A 19617-nucleotide genomic window follows, 5' to 3' on the forward strand; every position below is an offset into this window, starting at 1 on the left:
GCTGATTCCCCACACTGAGGACCTTCCCATGCCAGGCCATTGCCACCGTTCGCTGTCGCTCGTTTTCGCCCTCACCGCCCCACTGGCCGCCGATGCGCTGGAACTGCGCGTCAACACCTTCGCCGATGAAGACGACGGCCAGTGCACCCAGGCCCATTGCTCCCTGCGCGAGGCCATTTCCACCGCCAATGCCACGCCGGGGGAGACCGTCATCCTCCTCGGCGCCGGCGACTACCTGCTGCAGAAGGCCAACCCCGACCCGGCCGGCAACTGGCCCGTGGAAGAAGACGCCAACGCCATCGGCGACTTCGACGTGCATGGCCAGGTCAGCCTGGTCGGCCGGGGCGCGACGGTGACCCGCCTCAACGCCAACCGCCTGGACCGCCTGTTCCACGTGCACGCCGGCGCCCAGCTGAAGCTGCGCAACCTCGGCCTCACCGGTGGCCAGCAGATCTACGACGGCGGCGCCCTGCTCAATTACGGCCAGGTGCAGCTCAACCAGGTGGAGTTGGTGGACAACCGCGTGTTCGTCTACATGCCCTACCCGGCCACACAGGCCGGCAACGGCGGCGCCATCGCCAACTTCGGCGTGCTGGAGGTGCACCGCTCGACCTTCCGCGACAACCGCAACTTCGGTGAGGAAGCCCAGAGCGCCGGCAAGGGTGGCGCCCTGTACAACGAGGGCACGCTCACCGTCCGCGACAGCCTGTTCAACGCCAACCGGGCGTCCGACTACGGCGAATGGGGCATGGGTGGCGGGCTCTACAACCAGGGCTCGGCGGACATCGCCCGCACCACCTTCCAGGCCAACGAGGTGCTCAGGAGCGGCTACGGCGCGGCCATCGCCAATGCCGGGCAACTGCGCCTGGCCAACAGCACCCTCAGCGGCAACCGCAGCATCGAGCGGGGCGCCTTCGAGAACGGCCACCCCTTCCTGCCGCAGCTGTCCGCCCAGTCCCGCGCCGAGCTGCTGCACGTGACCATCGCCGGCAACGACGGCTGGGGCGTCACCAACCGGGGCGACCTGCTGCTGCGCAACAGCATCGTCGCCGGCAACCGCGCCACGGAGTTCGACGAGGTGCGCAACTGCCAGGGCCTGCCGGGCGCCGTCGACTTCCGCGCCCGTGGCCTGCTACTGGGCACGGACGGCAGCAACTGCCTGGCGGAGAACTACATCGCCGACGAGGCGACCTTCACCCACCAGCTGTTCCCCCTGCAGGAAAACAACGGTGCCTGGGTGCACCCGCTGCGCCGCACCAGCGCCGCCATCGACGCCGGCGTGGGCAACTGTTCCAGCCACGACCAGCGCGGGCTCGACCGCCAGCGCGACGGCAACGGCGATGGCCTGGTCAACTGCGACCTCGGCGCCTTCGAGCGCGCCTACCCCTGACTAGCGCTGCGCCTGGCGCGCCTGCAGGTAGGCGAGGATCGCCGGGGCGTCGCCGGCGAACTCGATGCGCGCGCCCTTGGCCTCGCGCTGGTAGGCGTACATCGGGTCGTAGTACTCGCGCAGCAGCCCCTCGATCCAGCCGCGGTGCAGCTCCACCGCGCCGCTGCGGCGCTGCTCGTCGAGGGCCTCCTGCATCACCGCGCGCAGGCGCTGGTAGCGTTCGCCGCCGAGGCGTTTCTGGATGTTGTCCATGCTTTGCAGCAGGCGCTCGGCGAAGCGCTCGAAGCCCTGCTCCTCGCCCTGCACGGTGCGGAACTCGGCGGCCAGGTCGGTCACATAGTCCTTGAGTATCCGCTCGATGCGCCCTTCCAGGCTGTCCTCCAGCCACACCAGCGGGAAGCGCTGCAGGCCCTGGTGCAGCGACAGCGGCAACGAGCAGGCGCCGATCATGCGGCTCTCGTCCTCCAGCACGAACTGCTGCTGCCCACGGGCGCGGCGCTTGAGCAGGTCGACGGCGATGCGGTTCTCGAAGTCGATCTGCGAGGGCTGCCCCGTGGCGCGCTTGCCGAAGCTGGAGCCCCGGTGGTTGGCATGCCCCTCGAGGTCGATGCTGTTGGCCAGCGCCGCCACCACTTCGGTCTTGCCGGTGCCGGTCATGCCGCCGACGATGACGAAATCGCACTCCGCAACCGCGGCATCGAGGGTCTCGATGAGGAAGGTACGCATCGCCTTGTAGCCGCCGATCACCCGCGGGTAATCGATGCCCGCCTCCTTCAGCCACTGCTGCACGATCTGCGAGCGCAGGCCGCCACGGAAGCAGTACAGGTAACCCTCGGGGTGGGCCCTGGCGAAGGCGGCCCAGGCCGCCACCCGTTCCGCCTTGACCTTGCCGGAGACCAGCTGGTGGCCCAGCTCGATGGCGGCCTGCTGGCCCTTCTGCTTGTAGCAGGTGCCGACCTTCTGCCGCTCGATGTCGGTCATCAGCGGCAGGCTTTCGGTATTGGGGAAGGCGCCCTTGGTGTATTCCACCGGGGCGCGCATATCCATCATGGGAACGTCGTTGAGGAAGAGCTCGCGGTAGTCGGTGGCGTTGTCGCGCATCACAGCACCTCTACCGCGTGGCGCTGTCGCTCGATCAGCTGGCCGATGGGCGCCAGCGTCAACCGCAGCTCGGCTGCCACGGCGAGGAACTCCGCCTCGCCCTCCGGGCTCACCGCCACCAGCAGGCCGCCGCTGGTCTGCGGGTCGCACAGCAGGTCGCGCTGGGCATCGGTGATCGGCGCGATGCGCTCGCCGTAGCTGTCGAAGTTGCGCAGGGTGCCGCCGGGCACGCAGCCTTCGGCCAGGTAGTGCTCGACACCCGGCAGGCGCGGCACGCTGGCGTAATCCAGCTGCGCGGTGACGCCGGCGCCGTCGGCCATCTCCACCAGGTGGCCGAGCAGGCCGAAGCCGGTGACATCGGTCATCGCCTGCACGCCGGCCAGCTTGCCGAAGCGGCTGCCGGGCTTGTTCAGGGTGCACATCCAGTCGCGGGCCAGGCCCACGTCATCGGCGCGCAACTTGGCCTTCTTCTCGGCGGTGGTGAGGATGCCGATGCCCAGCGGCTTGGTCAGGTAGAGCTTGCAGCCGGGGGTGGCGGTGTCGTTGCGCTTCATGTGGCGCTTCTCCACCACGCCGGTCACGGCGAGGCCGAAGATCGGCTCCGGCGCGTCGATCGAATGGCCGCCGGCCAGGGGAATGCCGGCGGCGTCGCACACCGCGCGACCGCCACGGATCACCTCGCGGGCCACTTCCGGCGGCAGCAGGTTCACCGGCCAGCCGAGGATGGCGATGGCCATCAGCGGGTCGCCGCCCATGGCGTAGATGTCGCTGATGGCGTTGGTGGCGGCGATGCGGCCGAAGTCGAAGGGGTCGTCGACGATGGGCATGAAGAAATCGGTGGTGGAGACCACGCCGCGCTCGTCGTCCAGGGCGTACACCGCCGCGTCGTCACGCGAGGCGTTGCCGACCCACAGGCGCGGGTCGAGGTTCTGCGCGCCGCTGCCGGCGAGGATCACCTCCAGCACCTTGGGGGAGATCTTGCAGCCGCAACCGGCGCCATGGCTGTACTGGGTCAAACGGATCGGCTCGCTCATCACACACCTCGCAACTCTGATGGCGGCGGATTCTAGCAAAGCTGGCGTTTGCGCCTCCCATCCCTATAATCGCCGCCGATTCGTCTACCCTCAGCAAGCGCGCCCGACGCGCGACCGCTGCGCACCTTTTCCGCTATTGAACCGGAGAATCCCCATGCTCAAGCGCATCCTGGCCGCCACCGCCGGCCTCACCCTGTCCCTGTCCATGCTGGCCACCCAGGCCGCCGAGGTGCTGAAGGTCAGCGCCATCCCCGACGAGGCCCCCACCGAACTGTTGCGCAAGTTCAAGCCGTTGGGCGCCTACCTGGAGAAGGAACTGGGCATGCCGGTGCAGTTCGTCCCGGTGGCCGACTACCCGGCGGTGGTCGAGGCGCTGGCCACCGACCGCCTGGACCTGGCCTGGCTGGGCGGCTTCACCTTCGTCCAGGTGCGCCTGAAGACCGGCAACGCCATTCCCCTGGTGCAGCGCGAGCAGGACGCCCAGTTCACCAGCAAGTTCATCACCGCCGACCCTGCGGTGAAGTCCCTGGCCGACCTCAAGGGCAAGACCTTCGCCTTCGGTTCCATCTCCTCCACGTCCGGCAGCCTGATGCCGCGCTACTTCATGCTCAAGGACGGCATCAAGCCGGAGGGCTACTTCAGCCGCATCGGCTATTCCGGCGCCCATGACGCCACCGCCGCCTGGGTGCAGGCCGGCAAGGTGGACGGCGGCGTGCTGAACGCCAGCGTCTGGGACAAGCTGGTCGCCGCCGGCAAGGTCGACACCAGCAAGGTTCGCGTGTTCGCCACCACCCCGGCCTACTACGACTACAACTGGACCGTGCGCGGCACCCTCGACCCGGCGCTGGCCGAGAAGATCAAGAAGGCCTTCCTCGCCCTCGACCCGGCCAACCCCGAGCACAAGGCCATCCTCGACCTGCAGGCCGCCAGCCGCTTCATCGAGACCCAGCCGGACAACTACAAAGGCATCGAGGAAGCCGCCCGGGCCGCCGACCTGCTGAAATGAGCCTGCGCCTCACCGACGCCGGCCTGCGACACGGCACCGGCGTCCAGGCCCTGCGTGGCGTCGACCTGGCCATCGCCAGCGGCGAACGGGTCGCCATCATCGGCCCGTCCGGCGCCGGCAAATCCAGCCTGCTGTCCCTGCTGGCCAGCGCCGTGCGCCCCAGTTCGGGCGAGGTGGAGCTGCTCGGCGAACGCCCCTGGGCCTGCTCCGCCGCAGCCCGGCAACGCCTGCGCGCGCGCATCGGCCTGATCCACCAGGCACCGCCCCTGCCGCCTCGGCAACGGGTGGTCACCGCCGTGCTGGCCGGCAAGCTCGGCCAGTGGGGGCTGGGCCGCGCCCTGCTCAACCTGCTGCACCCGCTGGATGTCCCGGGCGCCCGCGCCGTGCTCGCCCGGCTGGACCTGGCCGACAAGCTGTTCGCCCAATGCCAGCAGCTCTCCGGCGGCCAGCTGCAACGGGTCGGCATCGCCCGTGCGCTGTACCAGGCCCCGCAGCTGCTGCTCGCCGACGAACCGGTCTCGGCGATGGACCCGGTGCTCGCCGACCACACCCTCAGCGTGCTCTGCCGCCACGCCAGCGCCCAGGGCGTGACCCTGGTCGCCAGCCTCCACGCGGTGGACCTGGCCCTGGCGCATTTCCCGCGCATCATCGGCGTGCGCGAGGGCCGCATCGCCTTCGACCGTCCCGCCGCCGAGGTCGACCAGCCCCTGCTCGACGCGCTCTACGCCAACGAGCAACTGGCCTCGCCGCAGCCGCCATCGGCGACGCTGCCGCTGCAGATCCCCCGATGCTGAGCCGCGACCCCGCTGCCCTGCCCCGCCTGCTGCTGACGCTGCTGGCCGTCGCGCTGCTGTGGCCCGGCATCCGCCTGGCCGAGCTCGACCCGGGCGTGCTGCTGCAGGCCGATAGCCAGAGCGAGATGGGCCGCTTCGTCGCCGGCTTCTGGCCGCCAGCGCATACACCCGACTTCCTCGCCCTGCTGCTGGACGCCACCCTGCAGACCCTGGCCATCGCCACCGCCGGCATGGCCCTGGCGCTGCTGGTGGCGGTGCCCGCCGGCCTCGCCGCCAGCCGTGCCCTGTCGCTCTCCGCCGCCTCCCGTGGCGGGCGCCCGAGTGCCCTCGGCCAGGCCCTGCGCTGGCCCATCCGCGGGCTGCTGATCGTCCTGCGCAGCGTGCCGGAGATCGTCTGGGCGCTGCTCTTCGTCCGCGCCGTCGGCCTCGGCCCCACTGCGGGCGTGCTGGCCATCGCCATCACCTACGCCGGCATGCTCGGCAAGGTCTATGCGGAAATCCTCGAGTCGGTGGACCAGCGCCCCATGCACGCTCTGCTGCAGGCCGGCAGTGGCCGCCTGGGCGCCTTCGTCTATGGCCTGCTGCCCAACGCCGCCGCCGAGCTGACCTCCTACACCCTGTACCGCTGGGAATGCGCCATCCGCGCTTCGGTGGTGATGGGCTTCGTCGGCGCTGGCGGCCTGGGCCAGCAGATCGACCTGTCGCTGCGCATGTTCGCCGGCGGCGAGGTGGCCAGCATGCTGCTGACCTTCTTCCTCCTGGTGCTGCTCGCCGACCAGCTCAGCCGCATGCTGCGCGGGAGGCTGGCATGAAGCGCCTGGCCAATGCCGCCCTGCTGCTGGCGGCCCTCGCTGCCGTGGTCGCCTCCTTCCTCTACCTGGGGCTGGACCTGCTCGCTCTTACCGAAGTCGGCAACCTCAAGCAGATGGGCGCCTACGCCGCGCGCTTCCTGCAGCCGGACCTGAGCGGCCCCCACCTGCAGACCATCGCCCACGGCGCCCTGGAAACCCTCGCCATGTCGGCCCTCGGCACCCTGCTGGCGGCTCTCCTCGGGCTGCTCCTGGCACTGCCCGCCGCCGGGCGCTTCGGCAGGCCCCTGCAGGCCCTCACCCGCCTGCTGCTCAACGGCCTGCGCGCCATTCCCGAACTGGTCTGGGCCGCACTGATGGTGCTCGCCGCCGGCCTCGGCCCCAACGCCGGCACCCTGGCCCTGGCCCTGCACACCGCTGGCGTGCTCGGCCGCCTGTTCGCCGAAGCCCTGGAGAACACCCCCACGGCCCCGGCCGAGGCCATCCGCCAACAGGGCGGCGGGCAGGTCGCCGCCTTCTGCTACGGCACCCTGCCCAACCTCTGGCCGCAGCTGCTGGCCTACTCGCTGTACCGCTGGGAAAACAACATCCGCATGGCCAGCGTGCTCGGCTTCGTCGGCGCCGGCGGCCTGGGGCAGATGCTCTACGTCAGCCTCAGCCTGTTCCAGGAAGCCCAGGCCAGCAGCGTGATCCTCGCCATGCTGGCGTTGGTGTTCGCCGTCGACGCCCTCAGCGGCTGGACGCGCCAGCGCTGGGTGCGCGCCTAGAACGGCAGCACACCGCAGTGCCTCCAGGGCGCTCGGACGGAGCACAAAAGCCAACGCAAGCGATGCTTCGTAGGATGGGTAGAGCTCCGCGAAACCCATCAAGCGGAGCCATAGGCGCGCACCACGCCACCTTGGGCCTCGCTGCGCTCGGCACCAACCTACGGGGCCACGAACGCCGAGGGCGCCACGCCCTCTCATTGCCTGAAACCCTGACAGCATGGGTTTCGCACGGCTCTACCCATCCTACGCAACCGGCCTCGCCCCCAATTCCGTGCCCGCACGAACCCCTGTAGGTCGGGTGCAACCCGACAAGGCGAAGCACAAAAGCCAACGCGGAGATGCCTCGTAGGATGGGTAGAGCTCCGCGAAACCCATCAAGGCTGAGCCACAGGCGCGCACCACGCCACGTTGGGCCTCGCTACGCTCGGCGCCAACCTACGGGGCGACGAACGCCGAGGGCGCCACGCCTTCCCATTGTTTGAAGGCGCGCCGGAAGTTGGCCACGTCGCTGTAGCCCAGCACCTGGGCGATTTCCTCCACCGTCAGCCGGCCGGCGCGGAGGTGCTCGATGGCCAGCACGTGGCGGACTTCCTTGAGGATCTGCTTGTAGCTGGTGCCTTCCGCGAGCAGGCGGCGGTGCAGCGTGCGGGGCGTCATGTAGAGCAGGCGCGCGATGGTCACAAGGCTGGGGAAGGCGTTCTGCCGTTCGAGAATGAGCCGGCGCACCCGCGCGCCCAGGGAGCTCTTCTCCCCCAGCTTCTTCAGCTCGCGCTGGCAGATCAGCTCCGCCTCGCGAAAGGCGGAAGGGTCCGCCATGCGCAGCGGCGTATCCAGCATCGCCGTGTCGAAGGTGAACCCGGCCCAGGACTGCGCATAGTCCACCGGGCAGCCGAAGAGCTGCTCGGCCAGTGCCGCGTAGATGGGCTGCGGGGCCGGCAAGCTGATGCGGCTAGCCGAGCGCCCGGCCGGGGTGATGGCGTCGAAGATGTTCTTCACCGCCAGCATCACCGCTTCCATCACCGTCTGCTCGACCTCGCCAAGCGGGTACTCGGCCACGAAGCGCAGGTGCTCCCGGGCCTGGCCCGGTTCGCCGTCGAGCTGCACCCGGGCCAGGGTGGTGCGCACCGCCAGGTAGCGCTCCAGCAGCTGGATGACCTGGCGCAGGGAGCCGCCCTGCAGCGCGGCGAAACCGAGAACGCCGTGGGTGCCGACACCCAGCCGCTCACCGATCAGCAGCCCCAGCGCCGGCTCGCCGCTGAGCCGCAGTGCCTGCTGCATCAGCGGCCCGAACAGCTCGATGCCGGGCTGGTACTCCGGGTCGTCCAGCAGCGCGGGGGCCACGCCGCAATCGGCCAGCCATTCGCCCGGGGCCACGCCCATCACCCGCAGCTGTTCCGCGACCTGTCGCAGGTACTGCACGGGGAGTCGGAAGTCAGGCATGGGGGCCTCTGTGGCTCGCATCGGGCGGGGGCGAAAGTGTCATTTAATGACCCCCAGAATGTCAATTGAGGCCCTCTCCTCCTCCCCGGCGACGCCCCTAGGATTCAGCCGTCCGACCCAACAATCACAACAGGAGGACGCATGTTTCCATTCCGCTCCCGATCCCGCCCCAGCCAGGTGCGGATCAACGCCACCGAGATCCTGGTGAACCCGAAGGAAACCCTGCTGCAGGCCGCCCTGCGCCACGGCATCGACTTCCCCCACAGCTGCCGCGTGGGCGGTTGCGCCACCTGCAAGTGCAGGCTGCTGTCCGGCCGCGTGCGCGAGCTGACCGAGGCCAGCTACGTGCTCACGGACGAGGAGCTGGACCAGGGCTACATCCTCGCCTGCCAGAGCGTGCCCCAGGGGGACCTGCGCATCGAGGTCGACCTCGCCCGGCACAGCGCCAGGCGCCGCGTGCGCGGCAAGGTGGTCGGCCAGCAACGACTCACCCACGACATCACCCACCTGCAGGTGCAGCTCGACGAGGCCCTGCCCTACAAGGCCGGCCAGTACGCGACGCTGACCCTCGACGCCTTGCCCGGCCAGCCGCGGCCGTTCTCCTTCTGCACGCCGATGCAGCCCGATGCCCAGGTCGGTTTCTTCATCCGCAAGGTGCCCGGCGGCGCCTTCACCGGGTGGGTGGACGAACGCCCGCTGCTGGGCCAGGGCCTGGTGCTCGAAGGGCCCCAGGGCGACTTCCACCTGCGCCCCGCAACAGCGCCCTTGCTGCTGATCGCCGGCGGCAGCGGCCTGGCGCCCCTGCTGGCGATCCTGCAGGAGGCCCTGGCCGCTGGCGTCACCCGCCCGGCCGCCCTGCTGTTCGGCGCTCGCCAGCAGCGCGACCTCTACGCCCTGGCGGACCTCACCGCCATCGCCGCCCGATGGCCCGCGCCCTTCCGCTTCGTTCCGGTGCTCTCCGATATCACCCCCGAGACGCCCTGGAGCGGCGCGCGCGGGCTGGTCACGACGCAGATCCCGGCGCTGCTGGAGCCCGGCGCCCACACCTACCTCTGCGGCCCGCCCGCGATGATCGACAGCGCCAGTGCACTGCTGCGCGGCCTGGGCGTGGCGCCCGAGCACATCCACGCCGACCGCTTCACCACCACCGCACCGGCGGCCCTGGCCGACGCCTGATCACCACAACAAGAGAAACCACCATGAATGCGTTGCACTACCTGAAGTACTTCCTGTTCCAGGGCATCGGGCTGCTCGCCGCACTGTCCCTGCTGGCCGGTGGCATCTGGACCAGCGCCGGGCTGCTGGCGATCCTCGCCTTCTACCTCGTCGGCGATGCCATCGCGGGGGACGACACCAGCACCCCGCACTTCAAGCACCCCGGCATCCTCACCGTCCAGCTGTGGCTGGCCCTGCCGCTGCTCGGCTTCATCGTCTTCGCGGCGCTGTGGAGCGTCAGCGCAGGCGACCCGTTGGGCTTCGGCGCGGCCCTAAGCCGCCTCAGCGGCCATGACCTGATCGCCGCCCGCGACGCCACCGCCGGCATCCACCACGTCTCGGCCTGGCTGCTCACCGGCCTGATGATCGGCATGATCGGCACCATCACCGCCCATGAACTCACCCACCGCACCTGGGACCGGGTCTCCATGCTCATCGGCCGCTGGCTGCTGGCCTTCAGCTTCGACACGGTGTTCGCCATCGAGCACGTCTACGGCCACCACCGCTACGTCTCCACCACCGAAGACCCGGCCACCGCGCCGCGTGGGCGCAACGTCTACTGGCACGTGCTCGCCTCCACCCTCAAGGGCAACCTCAGCGCCTGGCACATCGAGCGCCGCCGCCTCGCCAGGAAGGGCCAAAGCCTGTTCGGCTGGCACAACGCAGTGCTGCGCGGGCACGCCATGAGCCTGCTGCTGGTGGCCGCCGCCTGGGGCATCGGTGGCTGGCGCGTGGCGCTGTTCTTCATCGCCTGCGCGCTGTGGGGCAAGGCCCTGCTGGAGATCGTCAACTACATGGAGCACTACGGCATGGTGCGCAACCCGGCCACGCCGGTGCAGCCCCGTCACTCGTGGAACAGCAACCGGCGCATCAGCTCCTGGAGCATGTTCAACCTCACCCGCCACTCCCACCACCACGCCCAGGGCGAAGTGCCCTACCAGGACCTGCGCCCCTTCCCGGACGCGCCGATGATGATCGGCGGCTACCTCACCACCATCATGGTCGCCATGATCCCGCCGCTCTGGCACAAGCTGATGACGCCCAAGGTCCTGGCCTGGGACGCGCACTTCGCCAACGAGGAAGAACGCCAGCTGGCGGCCGAGGCCAACCGCCGCAGCGGCATCGCGGCCATGGCGGAAAACGCCCACGCCCGCAGGTTGGGCTGAGGCACGCAAGCTCAGGCCGTGCACAGCGCCCGCCTGGGCTCCTGTAGGTCGGGTGCAACCCGACGGGATGGAGCACAGAAGCCAACGCGGGTTTCACCCGCCCTACGCGGTGACTCAGAAGGTTGAAGGCTCGCGCCCGACGACGGCTCAGCCCAGCGGCTTATCGAAGAACACCCGGGCGAAGCCGTCCTCGACCTGGCGCATCAGCGCGCAAATATCCGTTGCAGCCCCAGCGCCACCAGCGCCGCACCGGCGCAACCATTGATGCCCCGCTCGATGCGCAGGTAGCTCGACCGCAGCGCGGCGGAGCCGAAGACCTGGGCCAGCCCGATATGCCAGCCGAACGACAGCACGCCGATGAGCAGCACGGTGACCGGGTAGAACCACAGTGGCGCCCCCACCGGGAAGATGGCGGCGAAGGCGCTGGTCCAGAAGGCCGCGCCCTTGGGGTTGGTCACGCAGGTGAGCAGGCCGATGCGGTACGCGGCCAGGCGCGAGCCATCGAGCTCGGGCTGCTCCACCGGCGTCCGACGTGGCGTTGGGTGGAGGGCCGACCGCAGCAGCCGCCCGCCGTACCACACCAGGTAGGCGGCACCGGCCAGGCGCACGCCGGACTCCAGCCAGGGGTGCTGCGCCAGCAGGGTCGCCAGCCCGGCGATGGACACCACCACCCAGAACACCGAGCCGGTGGTGATGCCGAAGGCGACGTAGCGCGCATCCCGGTGCCGCTGGCTCAGGGCCATCTGGCTGAGGATGAAGAAGTTCGGCCCGGGGCTGGCGAGCACCGCCAGGTAAATGCCGCTGATCAGCAGCAGGGAATAGGCGTAGGTCATGGTCAGGGCTTCCGGGGGGATGGGGCGTTTTCGAACCCTACCAATGGCCCCCCAAGAGCCGATAGATACAGACGGCCCCGATTTTCGACATACAGGCTGGCCGGCCTAAGACCCCGCCACGAACGCCGAGGGCGCCACGCCTTCCCATTGCCTGAAACCCTGACAGCATGGGTTTCGCACGGCTCTACCCATCCTACGCAACTGGAGTCGCCTCCAGCTCCGTGTCCACACGACGCAGGGATGATTCGTAGGATGGTGTAGAGCGAAGCGAAACCCATCAAGCGGCGCTACAAGCATCACCCCAAATCGAGCCCCGCCCCGTTGGGCCTCGCTGCGCTCGGCGCCAACCTACGACCCGGCCACGAACGCCGAGGGCGCCACGCCTTCCCATTGCCTGAAACCCTGACAGCATGGGTTTCGCATGGCTCTACCCATCCTACGCAACCGGAGTCGCCTCCAGCTCCGTGTCCACACGACGCAGGCATGATTCGTAGGATGGCGTAGAGCGAAGCGAAACCCATGGGATGGCGGTACCAGGAATCCCAAGACGCCCCGCGCCACCCCCCGCTAGAAAGCGGACTCCACCTGCCGATCGAGGTAGCATTCGAACCCCTTCGCCCACACCTTGAAGCGCACGCGGATGCCGTCGTGCAGCCAATGCAGCGTGTACACATTGGGGTGGTCGTCCCTGTAGGTGGCGGCCACCTCGAGCGTATTCAGGTGCTGGCGCGCGGCCTCGAGGTCGACCGTCGCGTCGCCCACGGTGTAGATCTCGAAGGCCTCGCGGCTACCGTCCGAAAGCGAGACGTAGTGGCCGAAGCCGTCGAAGGAATAGGCGTCGAGATTCTTCAGCAAGCCGAACAGTTCGCTGAACCCCACGTCCAGCAACGAGGCGGCGCCCAGGCGCTGGATAAAGGCATCGGGCTTGCCTTCCAGCTCCTGCAGGTAGCGGCTGATAAGGGGCGCGAACGGCCCTTCCATGAAGACCTTGTTGCGGCCGCTGAACTTGACCTTGCGGGCCTTGGCCGGGCTGATGCTGCCGAGCTGGAGCTTGGTCGGTCGACGGGCGAACGCCACCGTCTCACCGTCGTACTCGCCCAGTTCGAAGGTGGCGGAGAAGGTGCAGGTCTTCTCGTGATCGTCGGCGGTCATCGCCGTCAGCCCGGACGCGCCCTTGTAGAGAAACAGGCGGCCGTCCTCGGCCTGCATGCGCATCACGCAGAAGCGCTCGAACAACGACTCCTTCCACTCGTGGCTCAGCAAGGTCGCCTTGACCGTCACCCGGCCCTCGGGAAGGAACAGCTCGGCACTGGCCTTCAGCGGCGGCTTGGGCATAAGCGCGGCGCTGGCCTCGAAGGCCTTCTGCGACACCCGCTTCAGGCCGATGAAATGATGGCGCTGGCCGCCTTCGTCACGGGACTCACTCAACACCGTGCGGGTCGCGCCCAGGTGCACCAGGCCGGGGATCAGCCACAGCGGCGGGTCGATGCGCCCGGCATAGCCCGCCACGATCAGCGTCGAGTCCTGGCGCTCCAGGCGCTCGATATCAATGCCCTGCTCCGCGCCGTGGGCACCGACAGGTGCCAATGAAGCGAGGCTGGCCGTCAGCTCGTGGCCGTGGGCCTCGGCGGCAGCGCCGAGGGCTTGCAGCACCTGCTGCGCCTGCGCCTCATCGCTGAACTGCACACGCAGGGTGATGGCGGTTTCGGACATGGGTGGCAGTGCCTCCTTGCGGCTGCGGGCGGGGGTTGCCCGGGAAGGCACCCACGATAGCGCGCCACCGGAACACCTGACTCGGCTGCAATGGCACATTGCCAACCCCGGCACAGAAACGCGCTGCACATCCCGGGCTTACCCGCCATGGCCGGATGCGATTATCGTAAATACGGCGATCACGCCCGCCATGGTTCCACGGCCTTCACCGCCTCTCCTTAGGCTCCGGCACCTGCGGACCTCGACAGTCCGGTAGAAGAGGTGCGACTCAGCCCATCATGATGAAGGGCAGTCCCGGGATGAAGATATCCAATGCCCTTCCCCCCTCGAAATGAGCCCCTCCCCACAGGAACAGACAGCCGACGCTGGCAGGCCCTACCGCCTGTGCCGCCCCCGGGCCAGGCTGGTTGGTAACGGTGCGAAACGTCTGGAGTATGGAATTGTGCCTGCGTTGGAAATCACCAGATCGCGAAGCCATGATCGGGTGGTCCGCCAAATGAACGGGGACACCGATCTTGAGTGCGGCGGTAATCACCTGTTTCAGGCTGATAGGACAAACGAACAGGTTGCCATCCGGGCAAGCCGCCTGGATTTGCTGACGCGTCCCACCGTTAGTGGCGATCTGCTGCGCGTTGGCCAGCACGCCGCCGTAATGCGCATCCGCCAGTTCGATGAAGAGGTGGGTAACCAGCCCTGAGTCGATAAGGTCGATGGCCAGTTGGCGACCCTCGGGTTGGGTGTGGTCCTCACCGATGCCCAACGCACCATTCTCCAGGCACCACCACGCGCTGCTGTCATGAACCTGCGGCATCTTCCCTGCTCCTGAAATGGCCGGTCCATGCCCGGGTGAACCTGGTGGTTCTGGCGAATTCCGGCAACTCAACAGTGAAGCGCCGCATCCCGGAATTCGCCAGTCGCCCCGTCAGGCCACCGCCCTCTCCGCGCGCTTCTCTTCCTCCAGCTCGCGCACCAGCGGCAGCACATGCTGGCCGAAGTATTCCACCTCCTCCTGGAAGTGCAGGAAGCCGGAGAGGATCAGGTCCACGCCCACGGCCTTGAGGGCGACGATGCGTTCGGCGATCTGCCGGGGCGTGCCGATGAGGTTGGTCTTGAAGCCGTCGTTGTATTGCACCAGGTCCTCGAAACTGGACTTGGCCCAGTTGCCTTCACCCTCGGGGCTGGCGGCGCCGGCGTTCTTCACTTCGGCGCCGAAGGCGTTGACCGCGTCCGGGTTGGCCTTGTCGATGATTTCCTGCAGCACCGCGCGGGCTTCTGCCTCGGTGTCGCGGGCGATGATGAAGGCGTTGACCCCGACCTTGACCGAATGACCGTTGGCCGCCGCCTTGGCGCGGATGTCGTCGACCTGCGCCTTGATGCCTTCCACGCTGTTGCCGTTGGTGAAGTACCAGTCCGACACCCGCGAGGCCATGTCGCGGGCGGCCCGCGAGCTGCCGCCCTGGAAGATTTCCGGGTGCGGCTGCTGCAGCGGCTTGGGCTTGAGGCTGTAGTTGCGCAAGCGGTAGAAGTCGCCGTTGAAGGTGAAGTCGTCCTGGGTCCAGATGCCCTTGAGGGCGCGGATGAATTCCTCCGAGCGGCGGTAGCGCTCGTCATGGTCCAGCCAGGGTTCGCCGATGGCGTGGAACTCGCCCCGGAACCAGCCGGAGACCACGTTGATGGCGATGCGGCCGTTGCTGAGGTGGTCGATGGTGGCCAGCTGCTTGGCCGCCAGCACCGGGTTCCACGGGCCGGGCAGGATGGCGGCGATCACCTTGAGCCGCTCGGTTACGGCCAGCAGCGCGTGGCTGATGGCCACCGATTCGTGCTGGTTCTCGGCGCCGTAGCCGGCGGTGAAGCGGATCTGCGACAGGGCGTAGTCGAAGCCCGCGCGCTCGGCGATCTGCGCCAGCTTGCGGTTGTAGTCGGCGTCCCAGCTGGTGCGCTGTTCGATGTTGCTGACCACCAGGCCACCACTGACGTTGGGCACCCAGTAGGCGAAGCGGATCGGTTGCTGGCTCATGGCATTGACTCCTCGGGGCTTGGGAATTCAGGCGGCGCGATCGGCCGCATGGTGGAAGAAGGCGAGCACCGGCTCCAGCGCCCGCTCGATGCCTTCGAACTGGGCGGGGTCGGTGAGTTGGTGATCGGTGAAGGCCTCGGTGGTGGCGTAGAGGCCATAGGGCAAGGTGTGCGCCTGGAAGAAGGCGAACAGCGGGCGCAGCTGGTGGTCGATCACCAGGGCGTGGCGCTCGCCCCCGCCGGTGGCGGCCAGCAGCACCGGCACGCCCTTGAGGGCCTGATAGTCCACCAGGTCGAACAGGTGCTTGAACAAGCCGGTGTAGGAGGCGCGGTAGACGGGGCTGCCGGCGATGATCAGCTCGGCGTTCTCGATGGCCTGCAGGTGCGGCAGCAGCGCCGGTGAGGCCGTGTCGCGCTCCAGCGAGCCGGCCAATCCCCCGGCGATATCGGCGACGCGTATCCAGTGCACCTCGATGGCCAGGCGCGCCTGCAGGCGCTCCACCAGGGCCTGCAGCAACCCATGGGTGCGCGACGGGTTGCGCAGGCTGCCCGAGACCACCACCACTCTTATCGTTCGACTCATTCCAACCTCTCGTCACGGTGACGTGCATGTACGAGGGTCAGAGCAGTAGTCGTGCCAATGCAGGAAACACAGCAGAATCAAGCAGATAGGAAAAACCGCCAACAGCTGCGCTGTTCGGTGCCTGGCAGGAATGCTGAACAGCTGTTGCCCCAGCAACAGCTGTTCCCACCAACACAGACGCATCCCGGGGCGTGGGGTGGTGGTCGCTTTTTACCTCCACCAGCGGTGCCACGCTGGGCTCCGAATGGTGGACGGGTGAAGCGTCGTCCACCCTACCAAACCGTCATTCCCACCCGGCACAGACGCGCACCGGGCGTAGGGTGGAGGTCGCTCTTTACCTCCACCAGCGGTGCCGCAGGTGATCACGATGGTTGAGCGACATGTAGGTCGGGTGAAACCCGGCGCGCGGTGCCCTCTCGATCGCGAATGAATTCGCTCCTACAAAAAGCGGCGGCGCTGCGCGTCGCTTGGCGACTGAAGTCGCCCCTACACAGCACCTGCCAGGGCATGACTGCGGTGCCGCGCCGGGCTCCGAATGGTGGACGGGTGAAGCGTCGTCCACCCTACCGGTCATGGCGCGACGCCGGGCTCGGGGTCTTCGTCGCGGCGGTATATCCAGCGGTACAGCGCCGGCAGCACCAGCAGGGTGAGCACGGTGGAAGAGAGAATCCCACCGATCACCACCGTCGCCAGGGGGCGCTGCACTTCGGCGCCAGTGCCGGTGGCCAGGGCCATGGGCACGAAGCCGAGGGAGGCCACCAGCGCCGTCATCAGTACCGGACGCAGGCGCGTCAGGGCACCTTCGATAACGGCCTCGTGCAGGGGGCGGCCCTCCTCGCGCAGGTTGCGGATGAAGGCGATCATCACCAGGCCGTTGAGCACCGCCACACCGGACAGGGCGATGAAGCCCACTCCCGCCGAGATCGACAACGGAATGTCCCGCAGCCACAGCGCCAGCACACCGCCGGTGAGGGCGAAGGGAATGCCGGTGAATACCAGCAGCCCGTCGCGGATGTTGTTGAACATCATGAACAGCAGCACGAAGACCAGCAGCAGCGCCACCGGCACCACCACCTGCAGGCGCTTGGCCGCCGATTGCAGTTGCTCGAACTGCCCGCCCCAGGTGGTCCAGTAGCCGGCGGGCACCTTCACCTCACGCGCCAGGCGGCTGGCCGCTTCTTCCACGAAGGAGCCGATATCACGCCCGCGCACGTTGGCGCTGACCACCACCAGGCGCTTGCCGTTCTCGCGGCTGACCTGGTTGGGGCCGAGCACCAGGTCGAGGCTGGCCACCTCCGCCAGGCTGATGAAGGCGATGCGCTCCGAGCCGCTGCCCGGCAACGGCGGCACCGGGATGAGCAGGCGCGAGAGGCCGTCGATATCGGTGCGCAGCGGGTCGGCCAGGCGCACCACCATGTCGAAGCGGCGGTCGCCCTCGAACAGCGTGCCCGCCTTCTGCCCACCCACCGCCACGGCGATGGTGTCCTGCACGTCGCCAGCATTGAGGCCGTAGCGCGCGGCCTTGTCGCGGTCGATGTTGATGGTCAGCACCGGCAGGCCCGAGGTCTGCTCGACCTTGACCTCCGAGGCGCCGGCAACGCCTTCCAGGGCCTGGGCTATCTCGCCGGCGGTGCGGTTGAGCACGGCCATGTCGTCGCCGAAGACCTTCACCGCCACGTCGCTGCGCACGCCGGAGATCAGCTCGTTGAAGCGCAGCTGGATGGGCTGCGACAGCTCGTGGTTGCTGCCCGGCACCGAGGCGGCGACGCGCTGCAGGTCGGCGATGATCGCCTCGCGGGGCTTGTCCGGGTCGGGCCACTGGTCCTTGGGCTTGAGCATCACGTAGGCGTCGGAGATGTTCGGCGGCATCGGGTCGGAGGCGATCTCCGCGGTGCCGGTGCGGGCGAACACCCGCTCGATTTCCGGCACCTGGGCGATCAGCGCCTTTTCCAGGCGCGCCTGCATGTCCACCGACTGGGTGAGGCTGGTGCCGGGTACCCGCAGCGCCTGCAGGGCGAAGTCCCCCTCGCTGAGGCTGGGCACGAACTCGCTGCCCATGCGGCTGGCCAGCACACCGGACATCAGCACCAGCAGCAAGGCACCGCCGAACACCGGCACGCGGTGGCCCATCACCCAGCCCAGCACCGGCTCGTAGCCACGGCGCGCCAGGCGCATCACGGCGTTCTCTTCCTCCTTGACCTTGCCGGTGACGAACAGCGCGATGGCCGCCGGCACGAAGGTCACCGAGAGGATCATCGCCCCCAGCAGCGCCGTGACTACGGTGAAGGCCATGGGGTGGAACATTTTCCCCTCCACCCCGGTGAGGGCGAAGATCGGCAGGTACACCACCATGATGATCAGCTGGCCGAAGATCAGCGCACGGCGCGCTTCCTTCGAGGCGGCGAACACCTCGTGCAGGCGCTCGGAGCGGGTCAGCATGCGGCCGTGGTGCTGCTGCGCATGGGCCAGGCGGCGGATGGCGTTCTCCACGATCACCACCGCGCCGTCGACGATGATGCCGAAGTCCAGCGCCCCCAGGCTCATGAGGTTGGCGCTGACCTTGTTGCCGAACATGCCGGTGAAGGTGAACAGCATCGACAGCGGGATCACCATCGCGGTGATCAGCGCCGCACGGATGTTGCCGAGGAACAGGAAGAGCACCGCCACCACCAGGATGGCGCCCTCGATGAGGTTCTTCTTCACCGTGGCGATGGCCTTGTCCACCAGTTGGGTGCGGTCGTAGACCGGCACCGCGACCACGCCCTCGGGCAGCGAGCGGTTGATTTCGTCGAGGCGCACCGCCACCGCCTGGGAAACGGCACGGCTGTTCTCGCCGATGAGCATGAACACCGTGCCCAGCACCACCTCGCGGCCGTTCTCGGTGGCCGCCCCGGTGCGCAGCTCGCGGCCGATCTGCACCTCGGCCACCTGGCTGACGCGGATCGGCGTGCCCGCCACATTGGCGATGACGATGTTGGCGATGTCGGCCAGGTCCTTCACCTGCCCCGGCGCGCGCACCAGCAGCTGCTCGCCGTTGCGCTCGATGAAGCCGGCGCCGACGTTGGCGTTGTTGCGCTCCAGGGCGGTGAGCAGGTCCACCAGGGTCAGGCCGTAGGCGGCCAGGCGCTTGGGATCGGGGGCGACCTGGAATTCCTTGGCATAGCCGCCGATGGTGTTGATCTCCGCCACGCCGGGCACGTTGCGCAGCTGCGGCTTGATGATCCAGTCCTGTATCACCCGCAGGTCGGTGGGCGTGTAGGCCGTGCCGTCCTCCTTCAGGGCGCCGGCCTCGGCTTCCACCGTCCACAGGAAGATCTCGCCGAGGCCGGTGGAAATCGGCCCCATCACCGCCTCGGCGCCTTCGGGCAACTGCTCCCGGGCCACCTGCAGGCGCTCGTTGATCAACTGCCGGGCGAAGTACAGGTCGGTGCCGTCCTCGAAGATCACCGTGACCTGGGAGAAGCCCGAGCGCGACAGCGAGCGGGTCTGCTTCAGGTGCGGCAGGCCGGCCATGGCCGTCTCGATGGGAAAGGTGATGCGCTGTTCGGTTTCCAGCGGCGAGAAGCCGGCGGCGGCGGTGTTGATCTGCACCTGCACGTTGGTGATATCGGGTACGGCGTCGATGGGCAGCTTCTGGTAGCTGGCGACGCCAAGCCCGGCCATGGCCAACACCAGCAGCAACACGATGATGCGCTGCTCGATGGCGAACTGGATGATGCGTTCGAACATGTCGTGGTCTCGTGGTGGCGG

General features: G+C 68.4%; 16 protein-coding genes. 7 read left to right on the forward strand and 9 right to left on the reverse strand.

Annotated features, from left to right (window positions below; all coding sequences use genetic code 11):
* Positions 1–28 precede the first annotated feature (28 nt).
* Positions 29–1390: a choice-of-anchor Q domain-containing protein gene (locus ACXI0U_RS10875; RefSeq protein ID WP_479550230.1), complete on the forward strand. Its 1362-nt coding sequence runs from the start codon at positions 29–31 to the stop codon at positions 1388–1390.
* Here ACXI0U_RS10875 and mnmH read toward each other — a convergent pair whose 3' ends face one another.
* Together mnmH and selD are read right to left on the reverse strand one after the other, a co-directional pair.
* Positions 1391–2491 carry a tRNA 2-selenouridine(34) synthase MnmH gene (mnmH, locus tag ACXI0U_RS10880; RefSeq protein WP_435635839.1) on the reverse strand — a complete coding sequence of 367 codons (1101 nt, stop codon included), beginning with the start codon at positions 2489–2491 and terminating at the stop codon, positions 1391–1393.
* Positions 2491–3525 carry a selenide, water dikinase SelD gene (selD, locus tag ACXI0U_RS10885; protein WP_479550231.1) on the reverse strand — a complete coding sequence of 345 codons (1035 nt, stop codon included), beginning with the start codon at positions 3523–3525 and terminating at the stop codon, positions 2491–2493. Before selD ends, mnmH begins: the two co-directional genes overlap by 1 nt.
* 154 nt (positions 3526–3679) lie before the next feature.
* Here selD and ACXI0U_RS10890 point away from each other — a divergent pair, with 154 nt between their 5' ends.
* Genes ACXI0U_RS10890 through phnE form a run of 4 tightly spaced genes read left to right on the forward strand, consistent with a single transcriptional unit; the run spans position 3680 to position 6901 of the window.
* Positions 3680–4531, forward strand: coding sequence for a putative selenate ABC transporter substrate-binding protein (locus tag ACXI0U_RS10890; RefSeq protein ID WP_043243985.1), 852 nt, complete (start codon positions 3680–3682; stop codon positions 4529–4531).
* Positions 4528–5325, forward strand: a complete 798-nt coding sequence (locus ACXI0U_RS10895) for a phosphonate ABC transporter ATP-binding protein (protein ID WP_043243987.1) — start codon at positions 4528–4530, stop codon at positions 5323–5325. The genes ACXI0U_RS10890 and ACXI0U_RS10895 overlap by 4 nt, the downstream gene beginning before the upstream one ends.
* A complete protein-coding gene (locus tag ACXI0U_RS10900; RefSeq protein ID WP_479550232.1) occupies positions 5319–6137 on the forward strand; it encodes a PhnE/PtxC family ABC transporter permease in 819 nt (272 codons plus the stop codon). Before ACXI0U_RS10895 ends, ACXI0U_RS10900 begins: the two co-directional genes overlap by 7 nt.
* On the forward strand, positions 6134–6901 hold the full coding sequence (phnE, locus tag ACXI0U_RS10905; RefSeq protein WP_479550233.1) for a phosphonate ABC transporter, permease protein PhnE: 768 nt from the start codon (positions 6134–6136) through the stop codon (positions 6899–6901). Before ACXI0U_RS10900 ends, phnE begins: the two co-directional genes overlap by 4 nt.
* Before the next feature lie 435 nt (positions 6902–7336).
* On the opposite strand, the gene ACXI0U_RS10910 is transcribed toward phnE, so the two are convergent.
* On the reverse strand, positions 7337–8341 hold the full coding sequence (locus ACXI0U_RS10910) for an AraC family transcriptional regulator (RefSeq protein ID WP_043243997.1): 1005 nt from the start codon (positions 8339–8341) through the stop codon (positions 7337–7339).
* 141 nt (positions 8342–8482) lie between these two features.
* Here ACXI0U_RS10910 and ACXI0U_RS10915 point away from each other — a divergent pair, with 141 nt between their 5' ends.
* A complete protein-coding gene (locus ACXI0U_RS10915; protein ID WP_479550234.1) occupies positions 8483–9517 on the forward strand; it encodes a 2Fe-2S iron-sulfur cluster-binding protein in 1035 nt (344 codons plus the stop codon).
* Between the two features lie 23 nt (positions 9518–9540).
* On the forward strand, positions 9541–10722 hold the full coding sequence (locus tag ACXI0U_RS10920) for an alkane 1-monooxygenase (RefSeq protein WP_316926084.1): 1182 nt from the start codon (positions 9541–9543) through the stop codon (positions 10720–10722).
* Between the two features lie 203 nt (positions 10723–10925).
* Here the strand turns inward: ACXI0U_RS10920 and ACXI0U_RS10925 are convergent, their stop codons facing one another.
* From ACXI0U_RS10925 to ACXI0U_RS10950, 6 genes are all read right to left on the reverse strand, one after another.
* On the reverse strand, positions 10926–11555 hold the full coding sequence (locus tag ACXI0U_RS10925) for a LysE family translocator (RefSeq protein ID WP_479550235.1): 630 nt from the start codon (positions 11553–11555) through the stop codon (positions 10926–10928).
* A 567-nt stretch (positions 11556–12122) separates the two neighbouring features.
* Positions 12123–13268 carry a hypothetical protein gene (locus ACXI0U_RS10930; protein ID WP_431484627.1) on the reverse strand — a complete coding sequence of 382 codons (1146 nt, stop codon included), beginning with the start codon at positions 13266–13268 and terminating at the stop codon, positions 12123–12125.
* A 268-nt stretch (positions 13269–13536) separates the two neighbouring features.
* Entirely contained in the window at positions 13537–14079 is a 543-nt protein-coding gene (locus tag ACXI0U_RS10935) for a hypothetical protein (RefSeq protein ID WP_043244000.1), read from the reverse strand.
* A gap of 111 nt (positions 14080–14190) precedes the next feature.
* Positions 14191–15285: a dimethylsulfone monooxygenase SfnG gene (sfnG, locus tag ACXI0U_RS10940; protein WP_043244002.1), complete on the reverse strand. Its 1095-nt coding sequence runs from the start codon at positions 15283–15285 to the stop codon at positions 14191–14193.
* A gap of 27 nt (positions 15286–15312) precedes the next feature.
* Complete coding sequence (gene msuE, locus ACXI0U_RS10945) at positions 15313–15867, reverse strand: FMN reductase (RefSeq protein WP_479550236.1); 555 nt, start codon at positions 15865–15867, stop codon at positions 15313–15315.
* Positions 15868–16437: 570 nt separating this feature from the next.
* Positions 16438–19596 carry a CusA/CzcA family heavy metal efflux RND transporter gene (locus tag ACXI0U_RS10950; RefSeq protein WP_431484629.1) on the reverse strand — a complete coding sequence of 1053 codons (3159 nt, stop codon included), beginning with the start codon at positions 19594–19596 and terminating at the stop codon, positions 16438–16440.
* Between the last annotated feature and the right edge of the window lie 21 nt (positions 19597–19617).

This window comes from Pseudomonas sp. C9D1, from assembly GCF_056491235.1.

What these genes read in the sequence shown, in the direction of transcription:
- ACXI0U_RS10900 (WP_479550232.1), top strand. Translation starts at nt 5,319, where the DNA reads ATGCTGAGCCGCGACCCCGCTGCCCTGCCCCGCCTGCTGCTGACGCTG.
- ACXI0U_RS10875 (WP_479550230.1), top strand. Translation starts at nt 29, where the DNA reads ATGCCAGGCCATTGCCACCGTTCGCTGTCGCTCGTTTTCGCCCTCACC.
- ACXI0U_RS10895 (WP_043243987.1), top strand. Translation starts at nt 4,528, where the DNA reads ATGAGCCTGCGCCTCACCGACGCCGGCCTGCGACACGGCACCGGCGTC.
- mnmH (WP_435635839.1), bottom strand. Translation starts at nt 2,491, where the DNA reads ATGCGCGACAACGCCACCGACTACCGCGAGCTCTTCCTCAACGACGTT.
- msuE (WP_479550236.1), bottom strand. Translation starts at nt 15,867, where the DNA reads ATGAGTCGAACGATAAGAGTGGTGGTGGTCTCGGGCAGCCTGCGCAAC.
- ACXI0U_RS10890 (WP_043243985.1), top strand. Translation starts at nt 3,680, where the DNA reads ATGCTCAAGCGCATCCTGGCCGCCACCGCCGGCCTCACCCTGTCCCTG.
- ACXI0U_RS10950 (WP_431484629.1), bottom strand. Translation starts at nt 19,596, where the DNA reads ATGTTCGAACGCATCATCCAGTTCGCCATCGAGCAGCGCATCATCGTG.
- ACXI0U_RS10920 (WP_316926084.1), top strand. Translation starts at nt 9,541, where the DNA reads ATGAATGCGTTGCACTACCTGAAGTACTTCCTGTTCCAGGGCATCGGG.
- selD (WP_479550231.1), bottom strand. Translation starts at nt 3,525, where the DNA reads ATGAGCGAGCCGATCCGTTTGACCCAGTACAGCCATGGCGCCGGTTGC.
- phnE (WP_479550233.1), top strand. Translation starts at nt 6,134, where the DNA reads ATGAAGCGCCTGGCCAATGCCGCCCTGCTGCTGGCGGCCCTCGCTGCC.
- ACXI0U_RS10935 (WP_043244000.1), bottom strand. Translation starts at nt 14,079, where the DNA reads ATGCCGCAGGTTCATGACAGCAGCGCGTGGTGGTGCCTGGAGAATGGT.
- ACXI0U_RS10910 (WP_043243997.1), bottom strand. Translation starts at nt 8,341, where the DNA reads ATGCCTGACTTCCGACTCCCCGTGCAGTACCTGCGACAGGTCGCGGAA.
- ACXI0U_RS10930 (WP_431484627.1), bottom strand. Translation starts at nt 13,268, where the DNA reads ATGTCCGAAACCGCCATCACCCTGCGTGTGCAGTTCAGCGATGAGGCG.
- sfnG (WP_043244002.1), bottom strand. Translation starts at nt 15,285, where the DNA reads ATGAGCCAGCAACCGATCCGCTTCGCCTACTGGGTGCCCAACGTCAGT.
- ACXI0U_RS10915 (WP_479550234.1), top strand. Translation starts at nt 8,483, where the DNA reads ATGTTTCCATTCCGCTCCCGATCCCGCCCCAGCCAGGTGCGGATCAAC.
- ACXI0U_RS10925 (WP_479550235.1), bottom strand. Translation starts at nt 11,555, where the DNA reads ATGACCTACGCCTATTCCCTGCTGCTGATCAGCGGCATTTACCTGGCG.